Origin of the sequence: Mesorhizobium sp. BR1-1-13 (assembly GCF_020165515.1) — a bacterium.
Classification (GTDB): Bacteria; Pseudomonadota; Alphaproteobacteria; order Rhizobiales; family Rhizobiaceae; genus Mesorhizobium.
Genome location: NZ_JAIUIH010000013.1, coordinates 149,381 through 176,028 on the forward strand (window position 1 = coordinate 149,381; position 26,648 = coordinate 176,028).

Annotated in this window: 25 protein-coding genes; 12 read left to right on the forward strand and 13 right to left on the reverse strand. The window is 63.4% G+C overall.

Annotated features, from left to right (window positions below):
- The first annotated feature begins 98 nt into the window (after positions 1-98).
- The 7 genes from LB533_RS25480 to LB533_RS25510 all read left to right on the forward strand — a co-directional run bounded on the left by LB533_RS25480 (position 99) and on the right by LB533_RS25510 (position 9,338).
- Positions 99-1,532 carry a DHA2 family efflux MFS transporter permease subunit gene (locus tag LB533_RS25480; RefSeq protein WP_140644324.1) on the forward strand — a complete coding sequence of 478 codons (1,434 nt, stop codon included), beginning with the start codon at positions 99-101 and terminating at the stop codon, positions 1,530-1,532.
- Between the two features lie 273 nt (positions 1,533-1,805).
- Complete coding sequence (locus LB533_RS25485; protein ID WP_140644322.1) at positions 1,806-2,792, forward strand: ABC transporter permease; 987 nt, start codon at positions 1,806-1,808, stop codon at positions 2,790-2,792.
- Positions 2,793-2,914: 122 nt separating this feature from the next.
- Positions 2,915-3,940 carry a sugar ABC transporter substrate-binding protein gene (locus tag LB533_RS25490; protein ID WP_140644320.1) on the forward strand — a complete coding sequence of 342 codons (1,026 nt, stop codon included), beginning with the start codon at positions 2,915-2,917 and terminating at the stop codon, positions 3,938-3,940.
- Between the two features lie 97 nt (positions 3,941-4,037).
- Positions 4,038-6,158, forward strand: coding sequence for an ABC transporter permease (locus LB533_RS25495; RefSeq protein ID WP_224678453.1), 2,121 nt, complete (start codon positions 4,038-4,040; stop codon positions 6,156-6,158).
- Entirely contained in the window at positions 6,158-7,207 is a 1,050-nt protein-coding gene (locus LB533_RS25500) for a hypothetical protein (RefSeq protein ID WP_140644316.1), read from the forward strand. Before LB533_RS25495 ends, LB533_RS25500 begins: the two co-directional genes overlap by 1 nt.
- Complete coding sequence (locus LB533_RS25505; protein ID WP_140644314.1) at positions 7,207-8,703, forward strand: sugar ABC transporter ATP-binding protein; 1,497 nt, start codon at positions 7,207-7,209, stop codon at positions 8,701-8,703. The genes LB533_RS25500 and LB533_RS25505 overlap by 1 nt, the downstream gene beginning before the upstream one ends.
- 227 nt (positions 8,704-8,930) lie before the next feature.
- The gene (locus tag LB533_RS25510) at positions 8,931-9,338 is read left to right on the forward strand and encodes a carboxymuconolactone decarboxylase family protein (RefSeq protein ID WP_095770195.1); all 408 of its coding nucleotides are present in this window, start codon (positions 8,931-8,933) and stop codon (positions 9,336-9,338) included.
- A 16-nt stretch (positions 9,339-9,354) separates the two neighbouring features.
- Here the strand turns inward: LB533_RS25510 and LB533_RS25515 are convergent, their stop codons facing one another.
- From LB533_RS25515 to LB533_RS25560, 11 genes are all read right to left on the reverse strand, one after another.
- On the reverse strand, positions 9,355-10,242 hold the full coding sequence (locus LB533_RS25515; protein ID WP_181169619.1) for an amidohydrolase family protein: 888 nt from the start codon (positions 10,240-10,242) through the stop codon (positions 9,355-9,357).
- Positions 10,242-11,318 (reverse strand): vWA domain-containing protein, encoded by a 1,077-nt coding sequence (locus LB533_RS25520; protein WP_224678460.1) that lies wholly within the window; start codon positions 11,316-11,318, stop codon positions 10,242-10,244. Before LB533_RS25520 ends, LB533_RS25515 begins: the two co-directional genes overlap by 1 nt.
- 101 nt (positions 11,319-11,419) lie before the next feature.
- Positions 11,420-12,301, reverse strand: coding sequence for an AAA family ATPase (locus LB533_RS25525; protein WP_140644310.1), 882 nt, complete (start codon positions 12,299-12,301; stop codon positions 11,420-11,422).
- A gap of 8 nt (positions 12,302-12,309) precedes the next feature.
- Entirely contained in the window at positions 12,310-13,314 is a 1,005-nt protein-coding gene (locus LB533_RS29930; RefSeq protein WP_140553823.1) for a xanthine dehydrogenase family protein molybdopterin-binding subunit, read from the reverse strand.
- A gap of 1 nt (position 13,315) precedes the next feature.
- The gene (locus LB533_RS29935) at positions 13,316-14,683 is read right to left on the reverse strand and encodes a xanthine dehydrogenase family protein molybdopterin-binding subunit (RefSeq protein ID WP_140644308.1); all 1,368 of its coding nucleotides are present in this window, start codon (positions 14,681-14,683) and stop codon (positions 13,316-13,318) included.
- 10 nt (positions 14,684-14,693) lie between these two features.
- A complete protein-coding gene (locus LB533_RS25535) occupies positions 14,694-15,176 on the reverse strand; it encodes a (2Fe-2S)-binding protein (RefSeq protein WP_140644306.1) in 483 nt (160 codons plus the stop codon).
- A 54-nt stretch (positions 15,177-15,230) separates the two neighbouring features.
- Positions 15,231-16,025 carry an FAD binding domain-containing protein gene (locus LB533_RS25540; RefSeq protein WP_140644304.1) on the reverse strand — a complete coding sequence of 265 codons (795 nt, stop codon included), beginning with the start codon at positions 16,023-16,025 and terminating at the stop codon, positions 15,231-15,233.
- A 10-nt stretch (positions 16,026-16,035) separates the two neighbouring features.
- Positions 16,036-16,479, reverse strand: a complete 444-nt coding sequence (locus LB533_RS25545; protein ID WP_140644302.1) for an SRPBCC family protein — start codon at positions 16,477-16,479, stop codon at positions 16,036-16,038.
- Positions 16,480-16,596: 117 nt separating this feature from the next.
- The gene (locus tag LB533_RS25550; RefSeq protein ID WP_140644300.1) at positions 16,597-17,424 is read right to left on the reverse strand and encodes an AraC family transcriptional regulator; all 828 of its coding nucleotides are present in this window, start codon (positions 17,422-17,424) and stop codon (positions 16,597-16,599) included.
- A gap of 177 nt (positions 17,425-17,601) precedes the next feature.
- Positions 17,602-18,600, reverse strand: a complete 999-nt coding sequence (locus LB533_RS25555) for an ABC transporter permease (protein ID WP_140644298.1) — start codon at positions 18,598-18,600, stop codon at positions 17,602-17,604.
- A gap of 61 nt (positions 18,601-18,661) precedes the next feature.
- The gene (locus LB533_RS25560; RefSeq protein ID WP_224678461.1) at positions 18,662-19,405 is read right to left on the reverse strand and encodes an ATP-binding cassette domain-containing protein; all 744 of its coding nucleotides are present in this window, start codon (positions 19,403-19,405) and stop codon (positions 18,662-18,664) included.
- A 456-nt stretch (positions 19,406-19,861) separates the two neighbouring features.
- Here LB533_RS25560 and LB533_RS25565 point away from each other — a divergent pair, with 456 nt between their 5' ends.
- The gene (locus LB533_RS25565) at positions 19,862-20,851 is read left to right on the forward strand and encodes a sugar-binding protein (RefSeq protein WP_140553836.1); all 990 of its coding nucleotides are present in this window, start codon (positions 19,862-19,864) and stop codon (positions 20,849-20,851) included.
- A gap of 180 nt (positions 20,852-21,031) precedes the next feature.
- On the forward strand, positions 21,032-21,814 hold the full coding sequence (locus LB533_RS25570; protein WP_140553837.1) for a FadR/GntR family transcriptional regulator: 783 nt from the start codon (positions 21,032-21,034) through the stop codon (positions 21,812-21,814).
- Between the two features lie 127 nt (positions 21,815-21,941).
- Here LB533_RS25570 and LB533_RS25575 read toward each other — a convergent pair whose 3' ends face one another.
- On the reverse strand, positions 21,942-22,880 hold the full coding sequence (locus LB533_RS25575) for an NAD(P)-dependent oxidoreductase (RefSeq protein ID WP_224678454.1): 939 nt from the start codon (positions 22,878-22,880) through the stop codon (positions 21,942-21,944).
- 118 nt (positions 22,881-22,998) lie between these two features.
- Here LB533_RS25575 and LB533_RS25580 point away from each other — a divergent pair, with 118 nt between their 5' ends.
- Positions 22,999-23,895, forward strand: a complete 897-nt coding sequence (locus tag LB533_RS25580; RefSeq protein ID WP_224678455.1) for an NAD-dependent epimerase/dehydratase family protein — start codon at positions 22,999-23,001, stop codon at positions 23,893-23,895.
- 104 nt (positions 23,896-23,999) lie between these two features.
- A complete protein-coding gene (locus tag LB533_RS25585) occupies positions 24,000-24,776 on the forward strand; it encodes a FadR/GntR family transcriptional regulator (RefSeq protein ID WP_224678462.1) in 777 nt (258 codons plus the stop codon).
- A gap of 33 nt (positions 24,777-24,809) precedes the next feature.
- On the opposite strand, the gene LB533_RS25590 is transcribed toward LB533_RS25585, so the two are convergent.
- Entirely contained in the window at positions 24,810-25,097 is a 288-nt protein-coding gene (locus tag LB533_RS25590) for a DUF3175 domain-containing protein (protein ID WP_140644294.1), read from the reverse strand.
- Positions 25,098-25,295: 198 nt separating this feature from the next.
- On the opposite strand from LB533_RS25590, the gene LB533_RS25595 reads away from it, so the two are divergent.
- Positions 25,296-26,540, forward strand: a complete 1,245-nt coding sequence (locus LB533_RS25595; protein WP_140644381.1) for an MFS transporter — start codon at positions 25,296-25,298, stop codon at positions 26,538-26,540.
- Positions 26,541-26,648: the final 108 nt, after the last annotated feature.

Consider the following 26,648-nt stretch of genomic DNA (forward strand, 5'->3'; position numbering starts at 1 on the left):
GCCGCCCCGTTCATCCATAACAGGCCACGCCGCGACACGAAAGTTTGTTGGCCCTTGCCTGGACGTCGCCGGCCAAATGCTGTTCAAAGCGGTCCGTCATGACTGCCATCCCCGAGACTGAAGTTTTAGCCGACCCAGCCAGCAATTCGCGGCGTGTGGCGCTGATCGTCGCCATTGCCTTCTTCATGCAGCTCTTGGATTCGACGATCATCTCGACGTCGCTGCCGCAGATGGGTGCCTCCTTCGGCGTGCCGGCGGTGGCGATGAGCATCGGCATCACCATCTATATGCTGACCATGGCGGTGTTCGTGCCGCTGTCGGGCTGGCTCGCCGACCGGTTCGGCGCGCGCAACATCTTCCTGGTGGCGATCGCACTGTTCACGCTGGCTTCGCTCGCCTGCGGCTTCTCCGAGAATCTCACCGAGTTCGTCGCGGCGCGCGCCGCGCAAGGGCTGGGCAGCGCATTGATGACGCCGATCGGCCGCATCCTGGTGCTGCGCAACGCGTCAAAATCGGAACTGCTCAACGCAACCGCGCTCATCACCTGGCCGGCGCTGTTCGCGCCTGTCGTTGGTCCGGTGCTTGGCGGTTTCATCACCACCTATCTCTCCTGGCACTGGAATTTCTTCATCAACATCCCGCTTGGGCTGATCGGGCTGGCGCTGGTCGCCCGCTTCATCCCCGGTGACCGTGAAGCCGATCCCAAGCCACTCGACTGGCCGGGTTTCTTTCTGACATCGGCGGGACTTGCTTGCCTTCTCTGCGGCCTCGAGCGTATCGCGCATCCCGACGACGGCGTGCTGCCGACGGTGCTGCTGGTCGCGGCAGGGATCGTCATCGGCTGGTTGGCGGTGCGGCATCTCCGGCGCGCGCCCCATCCGCTGCTCGACCTGTCCTCGTTCAAGGTGCTGACCTTCGCCATCTCGACACTTGCGGCCGGCACCATATTCCGCGTCGCGATCAACGCCACGCCGTTCCTGCTGCCGCTTTTGTTCCAGGTCGGCTTTGGCATGAGCCCGGTCGATGCCGGCATGATGATCCTGGCCTATTTCCTCGGCAATCTCGGGATGAAGACGGTGACGACGCCGATGCTGCGCCACTTCGGCTTTCGTTCGGTGATGGTCGTCAACGGCGTCATTGCATCCGCATCGATCATGGCCTGCGCGGCGATCTCGCCGCAGACGCCGCAGGCGCTCGTGGCGGGGCTGATGCTGATCGCCGGCCTGTCGCGTTCCATGCAGTTCACGGCGCTGAACACTCTGGCCTTCGCCGATATCGCCGCGGCGCAGCGCAGCTCGGCGGCGACGCTGTCCTCGATGCTGCAGCAGGTGGCAATGCTGTTCGGTGTGGCGATAGCGGCGGCGATCCTCAACCTGTCGCAGATCGCCAGGGCCCAACCGGCCCTGGACCTCGTCGATTTTCGAGTCACCTTCCTGGTGATCGGCGTCATCGGGCTGGTGGCGTCGTTCCGTTTCCTGGTGTTGCCGAGGACCGCCGGCGCCGAGGTTTCCGGCCACATGGCCGGGAACTGAAATCGAATTTTCCCATCCACCGCAGGGTTAAATTCCATCTTCGCCTTGCGCCTTGGTGTTGTGCTTGCGCAAGACGCAGGGGATGGCGCAAACAATTGCCAAAAGTGCTGGAGTTTCCGGGCATTGCGCCAGCTTCAGCAATCAATGCGTCCACATCGCGAGTCTCGTCGGCAGTCCGTGTTTTGAACGCGGATTCATTTGACGAACCGACGTTGAGCCGATTAGCTTTCTTTCCCAGGGGCGGCAGCGCTGCCGCCGGGGTGAAGACAGACAATGAACGCGATGGGTCGGCCGAGTTTCAAGAGCCTGAACCAGGAAGGCATTGTCTTTGCCATAGCGGTGATGCTGTTCATTGCCGCGGCCATAGGCCTGCCGGGCTTCATCGCTCCGAACAATCTCGTTGCCATCGTTCGTTCGGTCTCGGTACTGGGCATATTGGCGTTGGGCATGGCGGTCGTGATCATCGGCCGCGGCATCGACCTGTCGGCGGTGGCGATCATGGCGATGTCGGTCGCCTGGTATCTGCAGTTGATGAATTCAGGAACGCCTGACGGGCTCGCCTTCGCCTATGTGCTGGCCGGCGTGCTCGCAATCGGCCTGCTCAATGGTTTTCTTGTTGCCTATGCCGACGTCCCGGCGATCTTCGTGACGCTGGCGACCGGCTCCTTCGTCTTCGGCTATGTGCGCTCGCAACTGATCACGCAGGATGCCGTTCCGGTGCCGCAGGGCCATTGGGTGGAACTGCTCGGCGGCATGCGCTTCCTCGACATTCCCATCGAGGTGTTCGTCTTCGCCGCACTCGCTTTCCTGTTCTTCCTGTTCCTGCGCTACACCAAATGGGGCCGTTACATCTATTTCGCCGGCGACAATCCGGTAGCGGCCCGCAACATCGGCATTCCGGTGCGGCCGATGCTGGTGCTGCGCTATGTGCTTTCCGCCTGCGTCGCGCTGATTGCCGGCCTGCTGACGGCGGCCAGCCTGCATTCGATCAACACCCGCGTCGTCAACTCGACGCTGCTCTACGACATCGTGCTGGTGGCGGTGATCGGCGGCATCGGGCTTTCGGGCGGGCGAGGCGGGGTGCGAAACGTGCTGGTCGGTGCAGCGCTGATCGGCATTCTCTTGAACGCCATGACCATCATCGACATTCCGCTGCTTTACCAGAACCTGATCAAGGCGGCGATCCTGCTCGGCGCCATCATCGTCGACGGCATCATCAATCCGCGTGACGAACAGACGGCGCAGCAGGGCGACATCTAGAGCATGATCCCGAAAAGTGGGAACCGGTTTTCGGAAAAGATCATGCTCAAACAGGAAGACTAAACCAAAGCGGACGGTTTGGGGCCGGCCGCAGATAACCATGACCAACCAGAGGATGTGACATGAAACTGATCAGAACATTGATGGCCGCGGCGACAGCGCTTGCGGTCACCGCCTTCGCGGCGCCGAGCTTCGCTGCCGACGATCCGGGACCTGCCGCCTATGCACAGGCGCTGAAAGGCAAGCGTGTCATGCTGGTGCCGCTGGCGATGGGCTTCGATCTGGCGCAGGGCTGGGCGCATTACCTGAAAAAGGAAGTCGAGGCGTGGGGCGGCACTTTCGAGACGCGCGATCCCAACTGGGTGGTCGACGCCGGCGCGCAGGCGATTACCGACGCCATCTCGTCAGACACCAGGCCTGATGTGCTGATCATCCACGCCCCGGATCTCAACTCCTACTCCAAGCTGATGAAGAAGGCGCAGGCAGCCGGCACCTATGTGATCCTGGTCGACAATCCCGCCAATTTCCCGGCCGATGCCTTTGTCGGCAGCGATTGGGACCGGCTCGGCCAACTCGAGGCGGAAGCCGCGATCAAGGGCTGCGGCGAGAACTCGTCCAAAAAGATCGGGCTGGTGCAGGGCGACCAGGCGAACTCCTCCAGCCTCTACCAGTACGCCGGCATCATGAAGGTGCTGGAGAAGCATCCCGACTTCCAGGTCGTCGCCAAGCCGGACTCCAACTGGGACGCCACCACCTCGCGCAATGTGACCACAACGATGCTGCAGCAGCATCCCGACATCTGCTCCATCATCGACTTCTGGGACGGCGACGCCACCGGCGCGTCCGCTGCGATCCGCGACGCCAAGCTCGACGGGAAGGTTTTTCTCGTCACCACTGGCGGCGGCGAAAAGGCGGCCGACTGCGACAAGCTGCAGGACGGCACCTATGGCGCGGTTGTCATGACCGACCTTGCCCGGCAGTCGGGGGACATGAACGCCATCATAAAGTTCCTGCTGCAGAGCGGCCAGCCGGCCGGCACGTCGCACACCTACATCTACACGCTGGAGAAGGCGACGACCAAGGCCGACCTCAAGCCCGACAGCTGCTGGGACCTGAAGGCGCTCCAGGCCGAAGCGGCGGCGAAGTAACCGGTTCTCGTGAAACCGATAGCTGTGGGGTGGCCGGACCGTCCGGCCACCTCTTTCTCTTTCCTTTTGCTTTTTCTCTCGCGGCAGCAGTGAGCCGATGTCCTTTCGCGAACGCCTCCAGTCCTGGCGCTACAATCTCGTTCCTGACCATCTGGTCGGCGAAATCCTGACCAAGCGCTGGACCGACAACGCCATTCCCTTCCTGGCGCTGGTGGCGACACTCAGCGTGTTCGGTTCGATCATTCCGGGCTTCTTCAAACTGACCTCGCTGCAGGAATCGACCCGCCAGCTCGGCGAATTCTCGATGGTCGTCACCGGCATGACGGTGGTGATGCTGGGCGGCGGCATCGACCTGTCGGTCGGCTCGATCTTTGCGCTGTCCTGCTTTTCCGCCGTCTATGTCTTCTTCATCCTCGAACAGTCGATCTGGCTGGCGCTGGCCGCTTCGCTCGCCGCCGGCCTCGTCTTCGGCGCCGTCAACGGCTATCTCGTCGGTTATCTCAGGCTGCGCGCCTTCCTCACCACGCTGGTCACCTTCATCTTCGGGCGGGCGCTGTTCGACATTCTCGTCACTACCTATGCCGCGGACGTGCAGCTTTCCCAGGCCACGTCCGATGTGCTCGACTTCATCGGCGACGGCACCTTCTGGGGCCTGTCGGTCTCGGTGTGGCTGGCCATTATCCTCGCCATCGTCACTCATATTGCGCTGACGCGCTCGCGGCCCGGCTGGCATGTGCTGGCGGTCGGCGGCTCCAGGCGGTCGGCCCACAATGCCGGCATTCGCGTGCGCCGCACGGTGTTCATGACCTATGTCTTTTCCGGCTTCTGCGCCTCGATCGGCGGCTTTCTCATCGCCTGCCGGCTGAGCGGCGCAGGGCCGGGCACCGGCCTCAACCTCGAGATCATGGCGCTGACCGCGGCGGTGGTCGGCGGCGTCAGCCTGGGCGGCGGGCGCGGCTCGGTGATCAAGGGACTGATGGGCGCGATCATCGTTTTGACCATGACCAATGGCCTGATCCGACTGGGCTACGGCACCGGCACTAACCAGATGGTGCTGGGCATCATGCTGGCGGTGGCGGTGACGATCGACATCCGCTGGTTGAAGAATCGCCACAAGGTGCTGAACGAGATCTATGTCGCGCCGGTCTATCTCAGGATGGGCGAGACGCAGTCGGCGGCGCCCGGCTCCGGCACATCCTACGAACTCGACAATCGGCTGTCGGGTGCAGACCATATCGGGCTCGGCGAACTGGAAGGACCGGAAGATGTCATTCTCGACCGTGACGACCACCTCTATTGCGGCACTCGCCATGGCGAGATCGTCCGCTTCTTCGCGCCGGACTATGTGAAGTCGGAAGTGTTCGCTCATATCGGCGGCTTTCCGCTTGGCCTTGCCTTCGACAAATCAGGCAATCTGATCAGTTGTGTCGGCGCCATGGGGCTCTATTCCGTCTCGCCCGATCGCGAGGTGAAACGGCTGTCGGCGGAGACTGCGCGCTCCTGGACATCGGTTGTCGACGACGCACGGCTGCGCGATCCCAACGACTGCGACATAGCGCCGGACGGCCGCATCTATTTCACCGACTCGACCAAGCGCTACGACGCGCATGACTGGGCGCTGGATTCGATCGAGAATCGCGCCACCGGCCGCCTGCTGGTCTACGACCCGAAGGACGGATCGACCAGGACGCTGCTCGACGGCTACCGCTACACCAACGGCGTGTGCATGGCGCATGACGGCAAGTCGCTGTTCTTCGCCGAGAGCTGGGCCTGCCGTGTGCATCGCTACTGGCTGGAAGGGCCGAAGGCCGGCACCGCCGAATGCGTTATCCGCGACATGCCGGGCTATCCTGATAACATCAACCGCGCTTCCGACGGCAACTACTGGATGGCGTGGCTCGGCATGCGCACGCCGAGCTTCGACCTGTCGCTGCGCCATCCCGACATGCGCAAGCGCATGACCCGCCGGCTGCCGCAGGACGAGTGGCTGTTCCCCAACATCAACACCGGGGGCGTGGTGAAATTCACGGAGGAGGGCGACATCGTCGAAGCGATGGGCGACCTCTCGGGCGGCGCGCATCCGATGGTAACCTCAATGCGCGAGCATAAGGGATATCTTTTCGTCGGCGGCATCCTCAACAACCGCATCGGCCGCTACAAGATTGCTGGCGCCGACCCGAATTGGACCAGCCCGGCTTCCTATTGGGGAGCAAAGTAATGATCCTCGATCCCATCCTGGATTTATTTCGCGGCAAGGCGGTGACGATCCCGCCGCTGGATGGCGCTTTCCGACCCAACACCCAGCTTGACGATGCGCCGGCGTTTGCCGAACTGACCGAGCCGGACAATCTGCTGGTGGCTGGCGACAAGCTGCTCGTTTCCAGCGGCAACGCCGTCTATTCGATCGCTGCCGGAACCGCGCCTAAGCTGGTCGAGACCTTTTCGTCCACCGTTTCCGCGCTGGCGCTCTCGCCATCGGGCGAGCTGACGGTCGGATTGGAAAGCGGCAAGCTGCTGGTCGGCGGCAGGGATGTTTCGCTGCCGGCCGGTGTCAGCTGCATCACCGCGCTCGCCTATGCCGATGACGGCGCGCTGTGGCTGGCCAATGGTTCGGCCGAATTCGCACCATCACAATGGGCGGCCGACCTGATGAGGAAAGGTGCGTCCGGATCGCTTTGGAAGCAGGATGCGGCAGGCGGGGACTTCCGCAAGCTGGCCGGCGCCATCGCCTTTCCGTATGGGCTCCATCCCGTCCGTGGGGATGTCCTGGTCAGCGAGAGCTGGCGCCATCAGCTCATCCGCTTCCATGGGGCAAGCGGCAGCCGCTCGACGGTTCTGACGCATCTCCCCGGCCATCCCGCGCGGCTGTCGCCATCCGCCGATGGCGGCGCCTGGCTGACCCTGTTTGCGCCGCGCAACCGGCTGATCGAATTCGTGCTGCAGGAGACGCATTACCGTCAGGACATGATCGAGCAGGTGCCGCCGGCCTACTGGATCGCACCGGCGCTGGCCTCAAGCCGCAGCTTCCTCGAACCGCTGCAATGCGGCGGCATCCGCACCATGGGCATCCACAAGCCCTGGTCGCCGAGCCGCTCCTACGGTCTGGTGGTCAGGCTCGACCAGAACATGCAGCCTCGGTTCAGCCTGCACAGCCGCGCCAGCGGCATACGTCACGGCATTTGCAGCGTGGTTGAAAAAGATGGCGAACTGTTCGTCGCCTCGAAGGGCGGCGACTGCATGTTGGCTGTCGCTTCGGGAGGCTTTTGATGGAACCGATCGTGCGCCTGGAGAACGTCACCAAAAATTATCGCGGCGTGCCCGCGGTCAGACAAGTCAGCTTCGAATTGCGCAAGGGCGAGATCCATGCGCTGCTCGGCGAAAACGGCGCGGGGAAATCGACGCTGACCAAGATCATCGCCGGAGTGGTCGACGCCAGTTCGGGCAAGATGTTCCACAAGGGACGCGAGATCGCTTACGCCTCTCCGCATGCGGCGCTCGAGGCGGGCATCGCAATGGTGTTCCAGGAGACCAGCCTGGTGCCGTCGATGACGGTGGCGCAGAACCTCTATCTCGGCACCGAGAAATTCCTCAACCGGCTGCGCGGCACCTACATTTCGGCGCAGCAGTTCCTGCAGTCGCTGAATTTTCCGGTCGACCCGAACGCGATGGTGGCGACGCTTGGCGCGGCCAAGCGCCAGATGGTCGAGATCGCGCGCGCCGTGCACCACAATGCCGAGATCATCATCTTCGACGAGCCGACCGCGACGTTGACGCCGGAGGAGAAGCGGCACTTCTTCGCGCTGATCCGGCGGCTCCAGGCGCGCGGCGTCTCCATCGTCTTCATCAGCCATGCGCTGGAAGAGGCACTGCTGATTGCCGACCGCATCACCATCCTGCGCGATGGCGAGTTGGTCATCACCGACGATACGTCGGCCTTCGATCGCGACCGGATCGTTGCCGCCATGGTCGGGCGCACGCTATCGGGGCAGATCTATCGCCAGCGCGACGAGGCCAAGCTGCGCAAGGCGGGCAAGAAAGTTCTGTCGGTGCAGGACATCTCAATGAGCAATGTCGTGCGCAACAATTCGTTCTCGATCTTCGAAGGCCAGATCACCGGCGTGTTCGGGCTGATCGGCTCCGGCCGCACCGAGACGTTCAAAATCGTGTCAGGGATCTACAAACGCGATTTCCTGCGCGGAGGGGCGATCGAGCTGGACGACAGGCCGGTGCGCTACCTCGTCCCGAGCGAAGCGGTGGCGGACGGCATCGTCTACGTCACGGAGGACCGCAAGAGCGAAGGCATTTTCGAGACGATGGGCATTGCCGAGAACCTGTTCGGCGGGCTGCTGGCGGCCGGCCGCGAAAAAGGCTGGGTGATCAATCAGCAGGAGATGCGCGCGCTCTCCGCAGAATGGACCAAGACGCTGAACATCAGGGCGATCAACGACAATGCGCGCGTGGTCGAGCTTTCGGGCGGCAACCAGCAGAAGGTGGTGATCGGCAAGGGGTTGGTGCAGAAGCCGCGCGTCGTCATCTTCGACGAGCCGACGCGCGGCGTCGATGTCGGCGCCATCGCCGAGATCCACCAGATCATCAACCGGCTGGCCGACGAGGGGCTCGCCGTCGTGGTCATCTCGTCTTACCTGCCGGAAATCCTGAACCTGTCCGACCGGATCCTGGTCTGCCGCCAAGGCCGCATCGTCGAGGAGTTTTCGCCGGCGGAGGCGACGGAGGAGAAGATCATGTATGCGGCGGTGCATTAGGTTTATGGCCAGTGCGGACTTCGACAACTAGCTGGGATGCTGCTCCATTCGTCATCCTAGGGTCACCGCGGCGGAGCTTCGCTCCTGCTTCGCCCTAGAATGACGAAGTCGTAGGCCACACGCCAAGGTTCTACGTTACATCGGAAACTGAATCATCCGAAGTAATTAGCTGCATTTGCTCTTTACCCGATTCAATTCACGCCACGATTCAAACGAAAGGAAACACCATGGCCACGACAAAACTCCTGAGCGATGCCGAGGTGGAGAAAATCCCGGCGGTGAAGGCGGTGTTCGACGACATCAGGGCAACGCGAAAATCGGATTTTGTCAACAATTTCTGGCGCGGGCTGGCCAATGATCCTGCCGCCCTGAAGCGCGTCTGGGAGCAACTCAAGGCGGTGATGGTCGCCGACAGCGCCATCGATCCGCTGACCAAGGAGATGATCTACATCGCGGTGTCGACCGCCAATGGTTGCTCCTACTGCGTCCATTCGCACACGGCGGCGGCGCGTGCCAAGGGCATGACCGATGCACAGCATGGCGAGCTGGTGTCGATCATCGGTCTCGCAGGCCAGACCAACCATCTGGTGACGGCGATGCAGATCCCGGTCGATCCACAATTTGAGGTGAAGTGAGGAGAAAAGATACGGGCTATACCGGCCTGTAGACCCGCTCCGCCGTGTTCCAGAAAATGTCGGCTTCGGCCGCCGCGCCATGCTTTTCCGCTGCATGGCGGTGCGCCTTCATCAGTTCGGCGTGGCTGGTCCAGAGCTTCTCGATCGGAAAGTTCGAGCCGAACATCAGATGATCGCTGCCCAGAATGTCGATCGCATTGTCGATGATGTAGGCGATCAGCGCCGGGTCGTTGCGGTGAACGAAGGTGCCGAGGCCGGAAAGCTTGGCGTAGAGGTTGGGCGCGGCCGACAGCGTGCGCAGGCCGGCCTTCCAGGTTTCGGTGGTTTCCGGTTCCATGCCGGTCAGCATGCCGGCATGGGTTAGGATGAAATTCGTCTCCGGGTTTTCGCCGACCAGCGTCAGCCCATCCTTCATCTGGGCGGGGAAAAGCTGCAGGTCGAAGGACAGGCCATAATCCTTCAGCCGTGCGACGTTGGCGCGGACCTTGGAGTCGATCACCTGATCGGCCGAGGCGGCGAAGCGAAAGGCCGGGGTTTCGTGCCAGTGCAGCTGCATGCGCACGCCGCGCAGCAGCCTGTATTTCATCAACCGGTCGATCTGCGGCCTGACATCGTCCACCGTCATGTCGGCATAGCCGACGATGGCGTGCGGCCAGCCGGTCTCGTCAGCGGTCTTCTGCAGGAAAGCGACCTCGTTCTCGAAATCTTCCTTGGCCCAGTTGGTCTGGACATAGACAGCTTTTTCGACGCCCGACCCTTTTTGGTCGGCCAGAAATTCACCGATCGGATAGTCGCGGCGGATCGGTTCGTAGGGGCCGAAGATGCGCGGCACCATCGGGCCGACCAGCCATGGTTGGTCCTTCTGGCGCCAGATGTGGAAATGCGCGTCGATGGCTTTCTGCATCACGATACCCTTTTCCAGATGGTCGCGGCCGCCGGGGCGGGGCGTGCGAGCGACAGGATGAAATCGGTGAGGCCGGCCAGCGACGAGCCGTCGACCAGGTCGTCGAGGTCGGGCAGGATGGCGCGCAGCGCCGCTGTCGCCGGGCGGAAGCGCGGATCGCCGGCCAGCGGGGTCGCCAGGGATAGCCGGAAGGCGCGGGCGCTAAGCCTGCGCATTGCCGTCCCCAATTCGGCATGAACGCCGCGTTCCAGGGCGTCCGACAGGATGACAACTGCCGCTCCGCGTGCGAAGGCGGAAAAACGTGGCACCGAGAGGAAGGCGAGCAGTGCTGGCCCCATGCGGGTGCCGCCATCCCAATCGTCGACCTGGCTTGCTGCCCGCGCCAGCGCCTGGTCGCGGTCGCGGATGCGCAATGCGGTAGTGATACGGGTGAGCCGCGTGCCAAAGGTGAAGATCTCGGCGCGGTCCGCACCCTGCACGGCGGCATGCGCCAGCTTGAGATAGTCGGCGGTGTGCAGCTTCATCGAGCCGGAGACATCGATCAAGAGCAGCAGTTTGCGGGGCACGATCTGGCGGCGACGCAGCAGCGGCGAGGGGACATCGCCATCGGCGCCGACAATTTCCCTGAGCGAGCGGCGCAGGTCGAGCTTGCCGCGCGAGTGGGTGCGCACGGTGCGGAAGGAACGTCGGGCGGGCAGGGCCGATGACAGCTTTCGGCGAAAGGCGGTCAGTCGGTCGTGGTCGCGCTTGAAGTCGCGCGAGCTCAACTGCTCCAGGGCCGAAAACAACTCGCCGCCTTCCTGTCTCTGCTCGGCCTCGATCCGTTCGTCGTCGGCACCGCCATCATCCTTGATGCGCGTTTCCTCGTCGGCGTCGCCTTCGACCATGGCTGACGCGTTGCCATAGAAATGGCTCTGGAAATGCGCCTCGAATTCGTCCCGGCGGTCAGGCGGCGGCCCTAGTGTGGCGAGTGCGGCCTCACGGATGTCCGCCATCGAGCGTGGGCCCAGCAGGGTCACGGCCTGCATGAAGCCGGAGACTTGTTCCGGGGCAATAGCGAAGCCGTAGCGGCGCAGCAGGCGAGCGAAGCTGAGCAAGGGCGTTGCGGCGCGGGGGAGATGCCCGGCAGGACAGAGGGGGGCGCTGTTCCGCCAGCGTTGCTGAATGACGTCTCGGCTCACGCCAGCGCCTCGTCCACGATACGGCCAAGCTCGGGCGCGATGTAGGACAGATCCTCCTCGTCCTTGATCAGCACGCCGATGGCGCGGCGGAACGCCTCCGGCCATGGACTGCCACCTTTTTCGAGAATGGTCGCGGCATTGGCCCATTCGACCGCCTCGGCGATGCCGGGCGGTTTGGCGAGTGGACGCGCGCGGATGGTCTGCACGGCTGTGGCCACGGCGCGTGCCGTTGCCTGTGCGACATCGCCGGCGCGCAGCATGATGATGGACGCCTCGCGCTCGGCATCGGGATAGCCAATCCAGTGATAGACGCAACGCCGCCGGAGAGCTTCGGCGAGTTCGCGGGTGCGGTTGGAGGTCAGGATGACGATCGGCTGTGCGGTGGCGCGGATGGTGCCGCGCTCGGGAATGCTGATCTGGAAGTCGGAAAGAAACTCCAACAGCAGCGCCTCGAATTCGTGGTCGGAACGGTCGATCTCGTCGACCAGCAGGATACGCTGCTCCGGCGCCTTCAGGACCTGCAGCAGCGGGCGGGCGATCAGAAAGCGGTCGTCGTAGATATCGACTTCTTGCTCGCCGGCATGGCGGATGGCGAGCAGCTGGCGCTGGTAGTTCCACTCATAGAGCGCATGCGCGGCGTCTATGCCTTCATAGCATTGCAACCGCACCAGATCGCGGCCGAGCAGCTCGGCGATTGCCTTGGCCGCTTCCGTCTTGCCGACGCCGGGAGCGCCTTCGAGCAGCAGCGGCTTGCCCAGCCGGATCGCCAGGAAGATGGCCGTCGCCAGGCTTTCATCAGCCAGATAATGCGAGACAGCGAGGCGCTCGGCGACCGCTTCTGGCGAGGTCGCGATCGTTTCGGCGTTTACCTCGGGCATGTCGGTCCTCAGGTCGTCGCTTGCGCCTTGAGCGCGCGCAAAATGCGTTCCGGCGTGATCGGCAACGTGTCGATGCGCACGCCGACAGCGTCGAAGACGGCATTAGCGACCGCCGGAATCTGTGGATTGGCGCACATTTCGCCGGGCCCCTTGGCGCCGTAAGGACCATCTGCCGAGGGCCGCTCCAGCACAATGATCTCGGTTTCGGCCAGGTCGCCGGGACCTGGCATCAGATACTGGTTGAAGTCGGTGCCGCCGTGGTCACGGTTGGGATAATAGGGCTCGGTCGTTTCGTAGAGCGCGTGGCTGATGCCCATCCAGGAGCCGCCGACCAGCTGCTGCTCGACCATTTTGGGATTCAGCGCACGGCCGATCTCGAACACGTTCTTCACTGTCAGCACCGTCACCTCGCCGGTCTCGTCATCGACCTCGACCTCGGCCACCGTGCAGGCATGCGCGTAGCAGGTCGACGGCTTCATCGCGCCGGTCTCCTTCTCCGGATAGGAGCGCGGGATCAGGAACATGCCGCGTCCCGAGATCGAGCGGCCGCGCTTGAAATGCGCCGACAGCGCGACGTCGAAGATCGAGATCGATTTCTGCGGCGCGCCTTTCACCAATATGTTGCCTTGGCCGTCGGTCTCGAGGTCCGACGCGTTCACCTCCAGTTCCTCCGCCGCCACTTCGAGCATAACCTGGCGGGCTTCCTTGGCCGCCTGGATGACGGCGTTGCCGGCGCGGTGTGTGCCGCGCGAGGCGAAAGTGCCCATGCAGTGCGGGCCGGTGTCGGTATCGGCGGTGTCGACGACGACGCGGTCGGTCGGCACGCCGATCGTCTCGGCGCAGATCTGCGCCATGATCTGCTTCATGCCTTGGCCGAGATCGACCGATGATAGGGTCACCATGAAATTGCCGGTCGGTGTCGAATGCACCAGCGCCTGGGTGGGGTCGCCGCCGAGGTTCATGCCCGTGGGATAATTGATCGCGGCAACGCCGCGTCCCCGCCTGATCGCCATCTCAAGCTCCCTTCGCGTAGGAGGACATCGCCATGAACTTCTCCGCCACGGGCCAGTTGGCGGCGCGCGAGGCTTCCTGCATGCACTCGATAAGGGCCGCCCCTTCGGTCGGCTGGCGATGCGCCTTCATATCGCCGTCGCGATAGGCATTGATGAAACGGAATTCGAGCGGATCCATGCCGATCAGCCGTGCCAGCTTGTCCATCTGCACCTCCAGTGCGAAGTCGCCGATGGTGACGCCGAAGCCGCGCATGGCCGATGACGGGGTGCGGTTGGTGTAGACGCAGTACGTATCGATCCAGACATTGGGGATGGTGTAGGGGCCGGGATAGTGCCCCGCGCCCTTCTGGGCGCCATAGGGCGAATGGCGGGAGTAGGCGCCGGCGTCCGTGTAGCCGGTAACTTTGCGCGCGACGATGCGGCCATCCTTCATCACGCCGTCCTTGATGACGACCTTTTCGGCCGCGCGAGGTGACGAGATCTGCATCTCCTCCTCGCGGCTGTAGGTAAAACAGACCGGTCGCCCTGTTAGCTTGGCGCCGAGGATCGCGATCGGTTCGACGATGACATCGACCTTGCCGCCGAAACCACCGCCGACCGTGCCGCCGACGAAATGCAGCTTACTGCCCGGCATCTGCAAAATGATCGACGTGTTGTCGAGGGTGAAGAACATTGCCTGCGTGTTGGTATAGCAGGTGAAGCGGTCATTGCCCTCCGGTGCCACGATACAGCCGGTCGTCTCGGTCGGCGCATGCTCGATCGGCGAGGACTGGTAGCTTTGTTCGAGGACATAGTCGGCCTCGGCAAAGCCCGCCTCGACATCGCCGAAGCGCACCTTGCGGCACTCGCCGCTGTCATAGAGATAGTAGTTCTGGCCGTGATACTCGTTGACGAGGGGCGCGCCGGCCTTCAGCGCTTCCTCCATGTCGAAGACGGCCGGCAGCACCTCGTAGTCGACCTTGACCTTGGCCGCGGCCTCCTGTGCGGCGCGTTCGGTCTCGGCCAGCACCGCCACCACGGCCTCGCCCTTCCAGCGCACCTTGCCGTCGGCCAGAACCGTCTCGTCCTCCGGCCCGATCTGGATCAGGATCAGGATGGTGTAGACATTGTGCGGGACGTCCCTGGCGGTGAGAATTTTCACCACGCCCGGATGTTTTTCCGCTTCGGACGTATCGATGGACCGGATGCGGGCATGGTGGTGCGGGCTGCGCACCATCTTCAGATGCAGCATGCCGGGAAAGTTGCGGTCGGCGAAATAGGCTGTCTTGCCGGTGACATGGCCGGGCGAATCCGAGCGGGGCCTGGGCTGGCCGATCTCGTTGAGGTCATCCTTGCGGACGTCCGAAAAATAGCTTTTGCGCAATTCCATCTTGCTTCCCTCAGGCCGCGTTCTGCGAGTTGGCGCGAGCGGCGGTGAGCACCGCCTGGATGATAGGCTCGTAGCCCGTGCAGCGGCATATGTTGCCCGACAGCGCTTCGACGACGTCGTCGCGGCTGGGATCGGGCGTGTGGTCGAGCAACACCTTGGCCGCCATGAGCATGCCCGGCGTGCAGAAGCCGCATTGCGTGGCGAAGGCGTCGAGGAAGGCGCGCTGCAGCGGATGCAGCACGCCGCCTTCGGCAAGACCCGACGTGGTGGTGATGGCAGCGCCATTGCAGGTCTCGGCGAGCGTCAGACAGGACAGCCGGAGCTCACCGTCGACGATCACCGAGCAGGCGCCGCAAGTGCCCTGATGGCACCCGCCCTTTGGCGAGGTGTCGCCGATCTTGTCGCGCAAGGCGTTGAGCAGCGTGGCGCCGCTTTCGACGAATTCGGCCTTCTCAGAACCGTTGAGCGTGAACTGGACGGGAACCTTTGCCATTCTTCCTCCTTGCGCGCCTGCCCCGCAGGGCAAGCGCGCGCCCCCGAAATGTGACTAGCTGAGCAGCAGCCGACCGAGATGAACCGGCAGCACTTGCGCGCGATACCAGGCGCTGGCGATCGGGTCGGTAATAGGTGCGATGCCGTCGTTGGCGGCAGCCAGAGCCAAAGCAATGCCGTCCGCGTCCAGCGTCCTGCCGAGCAGCGCTTTCTCGGCTGTCTTGGCTCGCATCGGCCGGTCGGCCATGCAGCCGAGCGCGATCCGCACCGAGGATATCGTGCCGTTGCCGGCCTGTTCCAGGATAGCGGCGATACTGAGCACCGAGACGCCCTTGGGCTTTACCCGCGAGACCTTCACGAATCGAAAACTCCCCTGTGCCGGCCGCGTGAAGCTGACGGAGGTGACGATCGCGCGGCTCCCGTCCCGCTTGGCCAGAAACGCTTCCATCGGCGTTTCGCCGTCATTGGTGCTCACGATGGCGTCCAGCGCCAGCAGGGCGACTGCGAAATCGCCATAGGGACTTGGCGCAAACAGATTGCCGCCGACGGTCGCCATGTTGCGGATCGCCGGACCGCCAACGGCACGCGCGGCCTTGGCAAGCTGGCTGAGCTCGGGATGGCGGGCGATCGCCGCCATGGTCACCGAAGCGCCGATGCGGATCGTGCCGCCGGAGACCGCGATGGCCGACAAGGCCGGGTCGGTTGACCTGACAAGGCCGGAGACCGAAACATCGCCTTCATTGGCGGCGCGCAAGACGAGCGTGCCGCCGCCGAGATAGCGCGTGCCGGCGGCTTTCAGCGCCGCGCTGGCGTCTTTCACCGTTGCAAAACTCTGCAATGCCAGCGCCATGGCCCGCTCCTCAACCCTGGCCGGCGAAATGGCTCTTCAGGGCGTTGAAGCCGCCCTGGAAGACATTGGTGCCCATGCCCTCGGCCAGCTTGTCGGCTTCTTCGGGTGCTGCGTCGAAGCTGGCGGTCCATTCGGCATAGGTGCGGTCGCCGTCGGTGACGCGCCGCAATTGCAGCGTAGCCTTGTGGTTGGTGAGCGGCTGCGGCGTTTCCAGGATCGAATAGCTGACGAGGAAATTCTCATCGGAGAAATCGAGCAGCTTTTCGCGCAGCCGTGCGCCGCTGGCCAGCTGGAAGTTGCGCACGCAGCCGATCGTGGTGGGGTCCTTGCCGTCCTCGATATGGCTTTCGACCATGCGCGGATGCCAGCTCGGCAGTCCGTTGAAGTCGCGGATCCGCGCCCAGACCTTTTCGACCGGCGCGTCGATGACGCTGGAGATGGTGACATCAGCCATATGCTCTTTCCCTTGCAAACGTTCTGCTTGGGATGGTAGGCCGACCGCGGTCGCGGTGCTTATCAATGCGTCTTGGGCACGTATCAACCAGTCTGAAAATAGCCGGTTTCCGCTCCGTCAGGACACTGCTCGCGCCGCTTCGCGATAGAGCGTCGGCGGCACGCCGACATGGTCGCGGAAGAAACGCGAGAAATTGCCCTGGGTGGTGAAGCCGAGATTGCAGGCGACCGATATCAGCGGCTCATGCGACCACTGGAGCTGGCGCACCGCTTCCTCCATGCGCAGCGTGTTCCAGTAGACGTTGGGCGTCAAACTGGTCTGTTCCTTGAACAGAGCGAAGAAATGCGGCCGCGAGAGGCCGACGCTGCGCGCCACGTCATCGAAGGAGATACGCTCGCAGACATTGGCTTTCATCAGCTGGATCGCCTTGCGGACGCGGAAATCCTGCATGGTGTTCACGCGGCCGCGCGGTTCCTGCGGAGCTGAAGCTTCGGCGGCATCGAGCACCGAATCGATGAAGCGCTCGATCTCGTAATTGGCGACATCGTCGATGCTCTCATTGTCGGTCAGACGATCGAGCAGGCCGGCGGCAGCCTGGTGCAGCCAGGGTTCGAGCGTGATTGACGCCTGCGCGAAAAGCGGCGCGGACGATGGCAGGTCACGGCGCCGCCGTGCCCAGTCCGGGTCGATGTAGAAGGCGAGGAACAGGCCAGGCGTGCCGTCCTGCGACAGCACATGGCTGTGCGGCTGCAACGAGTTGATGCCGGCAGCCGTGCCAGGCCCAAGCAGGACCGTCTCACGACCGATGGTCATCTCGCCGGCGGTGCCTTCCAGCCAGATGATGAGATGTGCCTCGACATGGGCATGGGTGACGAAGTCGCTCGCGACATTCAGGACAGAAACATGTCCGAACCGGCCCCAGTAGAGCCTGATCGCTTCCGTCATGGGTATATCCTCCCGCAGGCGACTGGCCTCCCTTCGCCTGCTTGGGGATTGTGCGGCCGGTTTTCCGTATCCGTCAAGGCATAGCCGCACGGCCGGTATTCGCGGCAGGCCGCTTCAGCCGATTTTCAGACTGAGCGATAGGACCGGGATGAACGCCACTTCGGCGAAGACAGGCTTTTAATCGCTGCGCCTGAAGTTGCGGATGCGGTCGAACAGCACCGCAAGCAGGATGGCGCCGCCGATGAAGGTGCCCTGCCAGAAGGCGTTGATACCGAGCAGGCCGAGGCTGTTGCGGATCACCTCGATGAGGGCGGCACCCACGATGGCGCCGAAGGCGGTGCCGACGCCGCCGGCGAGATTGGCGCCGCCGATGACGGTGGCGGCGATGACCTGCAGCTCCATGCCGTTGCCGAGATTGGTGGTGACTGCGCCCAGCCAGCCTGTCTGGATGATGCCGGCAATTCCCGCCGACAGCGCCGAGATCATGTAGACGGCGACCTTGATCTGGCGCACCGGAACGCCGGTCAGCGTCGCAGCATGCTCGTTGCCGCCAATGGCGAAGATATGCCGGCCGAATTTGGTCCAGCGCAGGACGAAGCCGGTGATCAGCGCCAAAAGGATCATGTAGAGCACCGGATTGGCGATGCCGAAGAGCCAGGCGCCGCCGCCCAGCGCCAGTAGCTTGTCGTGATCGGGCCCGAACTGGAAGACGACGGTGTTGTTGGAGGCGACCATGGCGAGGCTGCGGGCGATCGACAGCATGCCGAGCGTCACCACGAAGGACGGAAAGCCGAGATAGGCGATCAGAATGCCGTTGAAGCCGCCGATGACGAGTGCGGTGGCGATCGAGGCCAGGATGCCGACTTCGATCGAAAACCCGGCATGCATGGTAACGGCCAGCACCATCGAGCAGAGGCACAGCACCGAACCGACCGAGAGGTCGATGCCGCCGGTGATGATGACGAAGGTCATGCCCAGCGCGACAATGGCGACGAAGGTGACGTTGCGGGTGATGTTGAAGAGGTTCTTCGGGGTGGCGAAGGCATCCGTGGCAAAGGACAGGAAGATACAGGCGAGGATGACGGCGATCACCACCCAGAACGTCTGGCTGGAGAGCAGCCGCGACAGAAAGCTGTGCTGTTTCTGCGCGATCGTCTGATCAAGGGTGACTGCCATTATCGACCTTTCCTGCCGGCAGCGAAACGCGCCAGCGCAATGAAATCCGGTTTTGCCGCTCTCACACCACCTGCTCGATGGCGCCGGTGATCAGCCCTGTCACCTCCTCGGGCGAACTCGAGGCGATCGCCTTGTCGGCGACTTTCCTGCCGCGCCGCATGACGATGACGCGGTCGGCGACGTCGAAAACGTCGGGCATGCGGTGGCTGATCAGCACCACGGCGATGCCCTGGTCGCGCAGATGGCGGATCAGGTTGAGGACCTCCGCCACCTGGCGAACCGAAATCGCCGCCGTCGGCTCGTCCATCAGCACGATCTTGGCCTGCGACAGCATGGTGCGGGCGATCGCCACCGCCTGGCGCTGACCGCCGGACATCTGTTTGACGAGGTCGCGCGGGCGCGTCTCGGATTTGAGCTCGGCGAATATCTGGCCGGCGCGCTTGTACATGGCGGCATAGTCGAGGATACGGAAGAGCCCGACGCCGCGGCGCAGTTCGCGGCCGAGATAGACATTGGCCGCCGCCGTCAAATTATTGCACAGCGCCAGATCCTGGTGGACGATCTCGATGCCGTGCTGGCGGGCCTCGACCGGCTTGTGGAGGATCAGATCCTCGCCGTCCATCTGCATGGTGCCGTGGCTCGGGCGGAAATTGCCGGCGATCATCTTGACCAGCGTCGACTTGCCGGCGCCGTTGTCGCCCATCAGGCCGACGACCTGGCCGGGCTCGATCGACAGCGACACGTCGTTCACCGCCTGGATGGCGCCGAAATGCTTCGAGATGTTGGTGAGTTCGAGAACCGCCACCAGCCTTTTGCCTCCCATGTCTGGCCGTCTGTCCCCGGAAGGGGCGACGGCTTCGGTTCGCTCCCCCAGCTCCTCCCGGAAGCAGCGACGCGGTCATTTACGCAAATGCCTGCACGGGCGTCAATTGTCTGACGAATAAGATTTGGGCAATTGTCGGACGAATGAGATCCTGCTTTTCTGGAAAAATCCGTTTTGTAGGACAAATAGCAATTGACGTTGGCGGCAAGCCGTTATTAGTTGAGCGTCGGAGGAAGATATGCCGGCTTTGACGACGTCGTTTGGCGGCGCAACCGGTGGAGGATTACCGATCGTGCCGGCATCGTTGCCGGCCTGGTCGCATCTGAAAATGCTTATCGGCCTGGCCTGACGGCACGAGCGCTTGCTTCTGTCATCTCGCATCAGGACGATCTGTGTGGCGGGCACGCCGTGTCCGTCTGTTTCCAAGGGAGGACTGACATGAGGAAAACAGTTTTGCTCGCCGCCGTCGCCGCCATGGCGTTGGGCGCCGGGCCGGCTTTGGCCAAGAAGCAGCTCGTCATCGTGGTGAAAGGTCTCGACAATCCGTTCTTCGAGGCCATCCACCAGGGCTGCGAGAAATGGAACAAGGAAAACGCCAGCTCGGAATATGAGTGCTTCTACACCGGTCCGGCGTCGACTTCCGACGAGGCCGGCGAGGCGCAGATCGTGCAGGATATGCTGAGCAAGCCGGACACGGTGGCGATGGCGATTTCGCCGTCCAACGCGCCGCTGATCGCGCAAACGATCAAGAGCGCCAACCCGTCGATCCCGATCATGACCGTCGATGCCGACCTTGCCAAGGAGGACGCAGCACTTCGCAAGACCTATCTCGGCACCGACAACTATCTGATGGGCAAGAAGATCGGCGAATACATCAAGAAGGCCAAGCCGAATGGCGGCACGATCTGCACCATCGAGGGCAATCCGGCGGCCGACAACATCCTACGCCGCGCGCAAGGCATGCGTGACGCGCTGTCGGGCAAGGAAGGACTTGCAGCCCTTGCCGGCGAAGGCGGCTGGACGGAAGTGGCTGGCTGCCCGGTGTTCACAAATGACGACGGCGCCAAGGGCGTGCAGGCGATGACCGACATCCTTGCCGCCAACCCCAAGCTCGATGCGTTCGGCATCATGGGCGGCTGGCCGCTGTTCGGCGCGCCGCAGCCCTATCGCGATCTGGTCGGACCGCTGAAGGACAAGCTGGCCAGCAACGACTTCGTCATCGGCGCCGCCGACACGATCGGCGACGAGGTGGCGATCGCGCGGGATGGCCTTGTCACCGCGCTGGTCGGCCAGCGGCCGTTCGAGATGGGCTACAAGGCGCCGTCCGTGATGATCGACCTGATCGAAGGCAAGAAGGTCGACGATCCGGTGTTCACCGGCCTCGACGAATGCACCAAGGATACGGTCGACACCTGCATCCAGAAGTAGGCGTCTCGATCGGGGCGCTCGCCAGCGGGCGCCCCGCCAGCTCTGCTGACGAACGGGGACACGCATTTCAGGGGCAGCGGCTCCGGCTTTGGCGCGCCCGAGGTTCGAATTTTCGGCAATGGCATCGGCGGACCGACAGTTCCTGACCGGAACAGGTACGGCCGACGCATTGGAACGTGGATGCCGGACGAAAAGTCAAACAAGCGAGCCATTCGGACCAAGGCACAGGCCGGCCGCCGTCCGGCCGCCATGCGCCGGCCCGATGCGGCGCACTTTCCCGGTGCCAGCGTGCACGCTTCGCTGGCCAGCGAGATCGGGCTCAGGATCGTGCGCGGCGACTATCCGCCCGGCACCATACTGCCCAACGAAGCCCAATGGTCGCAAACGTTCAATGTCAGCCGCTCGGCGGTGCGCGAGGCGATCAAGATGCTGATGGCCAAGAGCCTGTTGGCGTCCCGCCCCAAGATCGGCAGTTGGGTCGAACCGAAGGAGCGCTGGAACCTGCTGGATCGCGACGTGCTCGCCTGGTACGCGACCGCGCCGGACCGGGAGGTGTTCCTGCGGACCGTGCAGGAGTTCCGTCACATCATCGAGCCGGAAGCGAGCGCCTTTGCCGCGGTGCGGCGCAGCGACGAGCAGATGGCCGAGATCAGCCAGGCCTGCCGCGAGATGGGCGAGGCGGCAAGTCTGCAGGAGCGCATCCGGGCCGATACGCGCTTTCATCTCGCCATCCTGCGAGCCTCTGGCAACGACCTGCTGGTGCCGCTCGGCGTGCTGATCGAATCGGCGCTCGATCACCTCTTCGTCTTCACGACACAGCAGGTCGGCGACCAGCGGCGGGCACAGAAGCTGCACGAGGCGATCGAGAAGAATATTCGTTTGCAGCGACCCGCGGCGGCGCGCAACGCCGTGCACAAGCTGCTCGCCGATACCGATGAGAGGGTCGGAAGGGGGCGAGGGTGACCGGCGCTGGCGCTTGGTGATCGCCTTTCCCTGGGCAATGCGTAGCCTTCGTCGGCTCTTCGCAGGCGTTCGAAGCTCGAAAAGCCCAGCTATTGGCCTTTCATCCGCTGCGGACCGCTTCTCACTCTTAAATCGTCTGTTTCTTTCCATCCTTCATCGGCATCAGGTCGACACCGTTGACCTTGCCGATATGGGTGGCCAGCATCGGCACATACTGCTCGGCCGGCCCGGTGGCGAAGGCCCCGGCGAAGGCGTTCTTGGTGGCGTTGCCGAGCGGGTTGGCGATGCCGGCAGAACCCGCCATCGATTCGAGGTAGGTCAGGTCCTTGAAGGCGTTGGCGACGGTGAATTTGTGGGCATCGCGGTCACCCTCCAGCGTCCAGCGCATGAAGGTCTGGTAGAAGCCGCAATCCATGCGGCCGTTGCGGATGACGCTGTCGAAGCGCGCCGGCGATATGCCGACTTTCTCGGCCAGGGCCAATGCCTCGGAATAGATCGCGGCATAGCCCAGCGAGACGAAATTGTTGAGCAATTTCATGCGGTGGCCGTCACCTGTGTCGCCGATATGGACGATACGGCCGGCCCAGGTTTCGATCACCGGTTTGACCCTGGCAAAGACGGCCTCGGGTGCGCCGACCATGGCGTCGAGCGTGCCTTCCCAGGCCTCCTTCGGCGTCCGGCTGAGCGGCGCGTCGACATAGTCGACGCCGAGCGCCTTGAGTTCGGCGGCCAGCGCAACGGTCGAGACCGGGTCGGAGGTCGAGCAGTCGACGACGACCGAGCCTTTTCTCAATCCTTCCTTGAGACCGCCGGGGCCGCGAATGATGGCTTCGACCTCGCGTGAACCGGTGACGCAGATGAAGACGATTGTCGATGCCGCCGCCACGTCGCGGGAGGTCGCGGCTTCGTGGGCGCCCCGGCTAGCCAGATCCTCCGCCGGCTTGCGGTTCTTGCGGCCGAGGAAGGTCAGGTGATAGCCTTTGTCGACGATGTTCTTGGCGATGCCATAACCCATCAGGCCAAGGCCGATGAAGCCGATCTTCTCGCTCGCTGCGGTCGTGTTCATGCTGTCTGTCCTGTTTTACGATTATCGATAATGTCGCTGCTGTTTTAGCCGTATGCGGTTGCAGAAAGCAATATTGTCTGACAATACACATAATCCCAGGGCTTTCGTGGAGACCAGAATGACGAAGCGGATCATGTTCACCGGCGGCAGCGGCAAGGCTGGGCGCCATGTCGTGCAATATCTGGTGGAGCAGGGCTGCCAGGTGCTCAACATCGACACCAAGCCGCTCGACAATCCCAAGGTGCGCACGCTGATTACCGACATCACCGATAGCGGGCAGGTGTTCAACGCGCTGTCGAGCTATGCGGGCCTGCATGAATTCGACCCGTCGCTGCGCCCCCAGCCCGTCGACGCCGTGGTGCATTTCGCCGCGATCCCGCGCATCATGATCACGCCCGACAACGAAGTGTTCCGCATCAACGCGATGGGCACCTACAATGTCATCGAGGCGGCGGTGAAGCTCGACATCCGCAAGGTGATCATCGCCTCCAGCGAGACCACCTACGGGCTGGTCTTCGCCAACGAGCCGCGCGCGCCGAAATATTTCCCGCTCGACGAAGAATACGACGTCGATCCGATGGACAGCTATGCCCTTTCCAAGGTCGTCAACGAGAAGACGGCACGGGCCTTTGCGCAGCGCGACGGTACCGACATCTATGCATTGCGCATCGGCAACGTTATCGAACCGCACGAATATTCCCTGTTTCCGAAATGGTTCGCCGATCCCGGTTTCCGCAAGCGCATCGCCTGGAGCTATGTCGATGCGCGCGACCTCGGCCAGATCACGCTGCGCGCCATCGAGAAGGACGGGCTCGGCTACCAGGTGTTCAACGCTGCCAATGACGACACTTCGTCCGACTTGCCGACCGCGGAACTGCTGAAGCGCTTCTATCCCGGTGTGCCGGTCAAGGGTGAGCTCGGCGAATTCGAGACGCTGTTGTCCAATCGCAAGGCGCGCGACATGTTGGGCTTTCGGCCGGAACACAGCTGGCGCAAATACGTGAAGATCGCTTGAAAACACGCCCCGCAGGGGTTTTGAGTTGTGCACAGAAGCCGGCTTTGCGGGTGAACCCGCTTGCCGTGCTTGACACCCTGCTCAATCCGGACTTTCTGGAGCGTATGCGGGACGCGAAGCCGAACAAGGAAAAATCGCCGGCAAAAGCGGTATCGGCCGAGCGTCAGGCCGGCGTTCGCCGCACCGATGCGGCGCGCATTCCGGGCTCCAGCGTGCACACCTCGCTGGCCAGCGAGATCGGGCTCAGGATCGTGCGTGGCGACTATCCGCCGGGCACCATCCTGCCCAACGAAGCCAAATGGTCGGAGACCTTCAGCGTCAGCCGCTCGGCGGTACGCGAGGCGATCAAGATGCTGATGGCCAAGAGCCTGCTCGCCTCGCGCCCCAAGATCGGCAGCTGGGTCGAGCCGAAGGAGCGCTGGAATCTGCTCGACCGCGACGTGCTTGCCTGGTACGCGACCTCGCCGGATCGGGAGGTATTTCTGAAGACCGTGCAGGAATTCCGCCACATCATCGAACCGGAGGCATCGGCTTTTGCCGCCATGCGCCGGACCGACGAACAAATGGCCGAAATAAGCCAAGCCTGCCGCGAGATGGGCGAGGCGCCAAGCCTGCAGGAGCGCACCCGCGCCGACACGCGCTTTCATCTCGCGATCCTGCGGGCGTCTGGCAACGATCTGCTGGTGCCGCTCGGGGTGCTGATCGAATCCGCCTTCGACCATCTCTTCACCTACACGACGCGGGAACTCGACGATTTGCAGCACGCACAGAAGATGCACGAGGCGATCGAGAAGAACATCCGCCTGCAGCGGCCGGACGCGGCGCGTGCCGCGGTACGCAAGCTGCTCGCCAACACAGACGGCGTGATCAGGTCACGATAAGACGTTCCAGGAACCCGTTACGCGGCTTTCTGCCTACCCTTCCTTCTCACGTCCGAACGCCGCGCGCAGTTCGTCCTTGGCGTCATCGAGCACCTTCTTCTGCTTCGCCGGCAGGTTCTTGCCGGCACGGTTGATGTAGAAGTTCAGCATCGACATGGCGGACTGGAACGGTTCGGCCTTGCGCCGGTCGCTGTGTTCGGCCGACCGCTTGAGCGAAGCCGCGATCTTCTTCGGGTCATGGGATTCGAAGACATGGTCTTCGAGATCCATGGCATTGCTGTGCTCGGTCACCTCAGCCGACCATTTCCGTTTTGCGGTCATGGCAATCTCCTTCGCGTTGAGCTGATTGCAGAACGTCCTTCGTCGTCGCACGTTCCGGTGAGCCCGGAACCGACGAACTCTGGAACCATGGAATTACCCATGTGGCGCTGCTCGGCGCGGCGAATGCGCCGATAGTGGCGAAAGGACCGTCGGCCGCTAGGCCGCATGACCGCGACAATGGTCAATGTCGATGACGGAATGGGAAACAGCTTGGCCTCGATCTTCTCCTCACCAGCAGCCGGTAGTGCCGTCGTCGACAGCTCGCATGCATGGATACGGCTGGCGGTATCGACGCTTCTATCGACAGTCGGCGGCGTCGGCATGTGGGCCGTGGTCGTGGTGCTGCCGGCCGTGCAGGCCGAGTTCGGCGTCGACAGGGCCGACGCCGCTCTGCCCTATACTGCGACGATGGTCGGCTTTGCCGCCGGAAACGTTCTGGTCGGGCGCGCTATCGACCGTGTCGGCTACTGGATCCCGGCGCTTGCTTCCTCGATGGCGCTGGTTGCCGGCTTCCTGCTGGCGGCGCTGTCGACCTCGATCCTGCAATTCACGCTCGCCCAGGGCCTGCTGATCGGGGTCGGTACATCGGCGATCTTCGGGCCGCTGATCGCTGACATCTCGCACTGGTTCAACCGCCGGCGCGGTGTCGCCGTGGCGGCGGCCGCGGCCGGCAGCTATCTCGCCGGAACGATCTGGCCTACCGTCATGCCGCCCCTGATGAAAGCGGAAGGCTGGCGCTTCACCTATGTGGCCATCGGCCTCTTCTGCCTGGCGACCATGGTGCCGCTGGTGCTGATGCTGCGGCGCGGCGCGCCGATCGCGGTTGCCGGTTCCGCAGGCAGCCGGCTGGTGCAGCCGATCTCGCTGTCGCCGACGGCACTCCAGGTGCTGCTTGTCATTGCCGGTCTCGGCTGCTGCGTGGCGATGTCGATGCCGCAGGTGCATATCGTGGCCTACTGCATGGATCTTGGCTACGGCGTCGCGCATGGCGCCGACATGCTGTCGATCATGATGGCGGCCGGCGTGGTCAGCCGCGTGGCTTCGGGCTTCGTCGCCGACCGCATCGGCGGGGTGAAGACCCTGCTTATCGGCTCGGTGCTGCAATGCCTGTCACTGTTCTTTTACATTCCTTTCGACGGGCTTGCCTCGCTCTACATCGTTTCGCTGGTCTTCGGCCTGTCGCAGGGTGGCATCGTGCCCTGCTATGCGATCATCGTGCGGGAATACATGCCCGCCAGGGAGGCCGGCCAACGCGTCGGCATCGTCATCATGGCGACCATTTTCGGCATGGCGATCGGCGGCTGGATGTCGGGCTGGATCTACGACCTGACCGGCTCCTACGCCGCCGCATTCCTGAACGGCATCGCCTGGAACCTGCTGAACATCCTGATGATGGTGCTGGTGCTTTGGAAGGCAAGACGCGGCGCGACGGCAATGGCCTGAGGCAGAGCGGAAGCACTCGCCCGCAAGCGCCTCGGCTTGACAACGGGCCGGGGCTGCGCGACGCCAGAGGCGAGTGGTGCGGCACAGGCTGGTGAAATGGCGACAGCA

What these genes read in the sequence shown, in the direction of transcription:
- LB533_RS25565 (WP_140553836.1), top strand. Translation starts at nt 19,862, where the DNA reads ATGAGGAAAACAGTTTTGCTCGCCGCCGTCGCCGCCATGGCGTTGGGC.
- LB533_RS25525 (WP_140644310.1), bottom strand. Translation starts at nt 12,301, where the DNA reads ATGCCCGAGGTAAACGCCGAAACGATCGCGACCTCGCCAGAAGCGGTC.
- LB533_RS25580 (WP_224678455.1), top strand. Translation starts at nt 22,999, where the DNA reads ATGACGAAGCGGATCATGTTCACCGGCGGCAGCGGCAAGGCTGGGCGC.
- LB533_RS25510 (WP_095770195.1), top strand. Translation starts at nt 8,931, where the DNA reads ATGGCCACGACAAAACTCCTGAGCGATGCCGAGGTGGAGAAAATCCCG.
- LB533_RS25545 (WP_140644302.1), bottom strand. Translation starts at nt 16,479, where the DNA reads ATGGCTGATGTCACCATCTCCAGCGTCATCGACGCGCCGGTCGAAAAG.
- LB533_RS29930 (WP_140553823.1), bottom strand. Translation starts at nt 13,314, where the DNA reads ATGGCGATCAGGCGGGGACGCGGCGTTGCCGCGATCAATTATCCCACG.
- LB533_RS25595 (WP_140644381.1), top strand. Translation starts at nt 25,296, where the DNA reads ATGGGAAACAGCTTGGCCTCGATCTTCTCCTCACCAGCAGCCGGTAGT.
- LB533_RS25540 (WP_140644304.1), bottom strand. Translation starts at nt 16,025, where the DNA reads ATGGCGCTGGCATTGCAGAGTTTTGCAACGGTGAAAGACGCCAGCGCG.
- LB533_RS29935 (WP_140644308.1), bottom strand. Translation starts at nt 14,683, where the DNA reads ATGGAATTGCGCAAAAGCTATTTTTCGGACGTCCGCAAGGATGACCTC.
- LB533_RS25590 (WP_140644294.1), bottom strand. Translation starts at nt 25,097, where the DNA reads ATGACCGCAAAACGGAAATGGTCGGCTGAGGTGACCGAGCACAGCAAT.
- LB533_RS25490 (WP_140644320.1), top strand. Translation starts at nt 2,915, where the DNA reads ATGAAACTGATCAGAACATTGATGGCCGCGGCGACAGCGCTTGCGGTC.
- LB533_RS25495 (WP_224678453.1), top strand. Translation starts at nt 4,038, where the DNA reads ATGTCCTTTCGCGAACGCCTCCAGTCCTGGCGCTACAATCTCGTTCCT.
- LB533_RS25575 (WP_224678454.1), bottom strand. Translation starts at nt 22,880, where the DNA reads ATGAACACGACCGCAGCGAGCGAGAAGATCGGCTTCATCGGCCTTGGC.
- LB533_RS25505 (WP_140644314.1), top strand. Translation starts at nt 7,207, where the DNA reads ATGGAACCGATCGTGCGCCTGGAGAACGTCACCAAAAATTATCGCGGC.
- LB533_RS25500 (WP_140644316.1), top strand. Translation starts at nt 6,158, where the DNA reads ATGATCCTCGATCCCATCCTGGATTTATTTCGCGGCAAGGCGGTGACG.
- LB533_RS25555 (WP_140644298.1), bottom strand. Translation starts at nt 18,600, where the DNA reads ATGGCAGTCACCCTTGATCAGACGATCGCGCAGAAACAGCACAGCTTT.
- LB533_RS25485 (WP_140644322.1), top strand. Translation starts at nt 1,806, where the DNA reads ATGAACGCGATGGGTCGGCCGAGTTTCAAGAGCCTGAACCAGGAAGGC.
- LB533_RS25585 (WP_224678462.1), top strand. Translation starts at nt 24,000, where the DNA reads ATGCGGGACGCGAAGCCGAACAAGGAAAAATCGCCGGCAAAAGCGGTA.
- LB533_RS25480 (WP_140644324.1), top strand. Translation starts at nt 99, where the DNA reads ATGACTGCCATCCCCGAGACTGAAGTTTTAGCCGACCCAGCCAGCAAT.
- LB533_RS25550 (WP_140644300.1), bottom strand. Translation starts at nt 17,424, where the DNA reads ATGACGGAAGCGATCAGGCTCTACTGGGGCCGGTTCGGACATGTTTCT.
- LB533_RS25515 (WP_181169619.1), bottom strand. Translation starts at nt 10,242, where the DNA reads ATGCAGAAAGCCATCGACGCGCATTTCCACATCTGGCGCCAGAAGGAC.
- LB533_RS25570 (WP_140553837.1), top strand. Translation starts at nt 21,032, where the DNA reads ATGCCGGACGAAAAGTCAAACAAGCGAGCCATTCGGACCAAGGCACAG.
- LB533_RS25535 (WP_140644306.1), bottom strand. Translation starts at nt 15,176, where the DNA reads ATGGCAAAGGTTCCCGTCCAGTTCACGCTCAACGGTTCTGAGAAGGCC.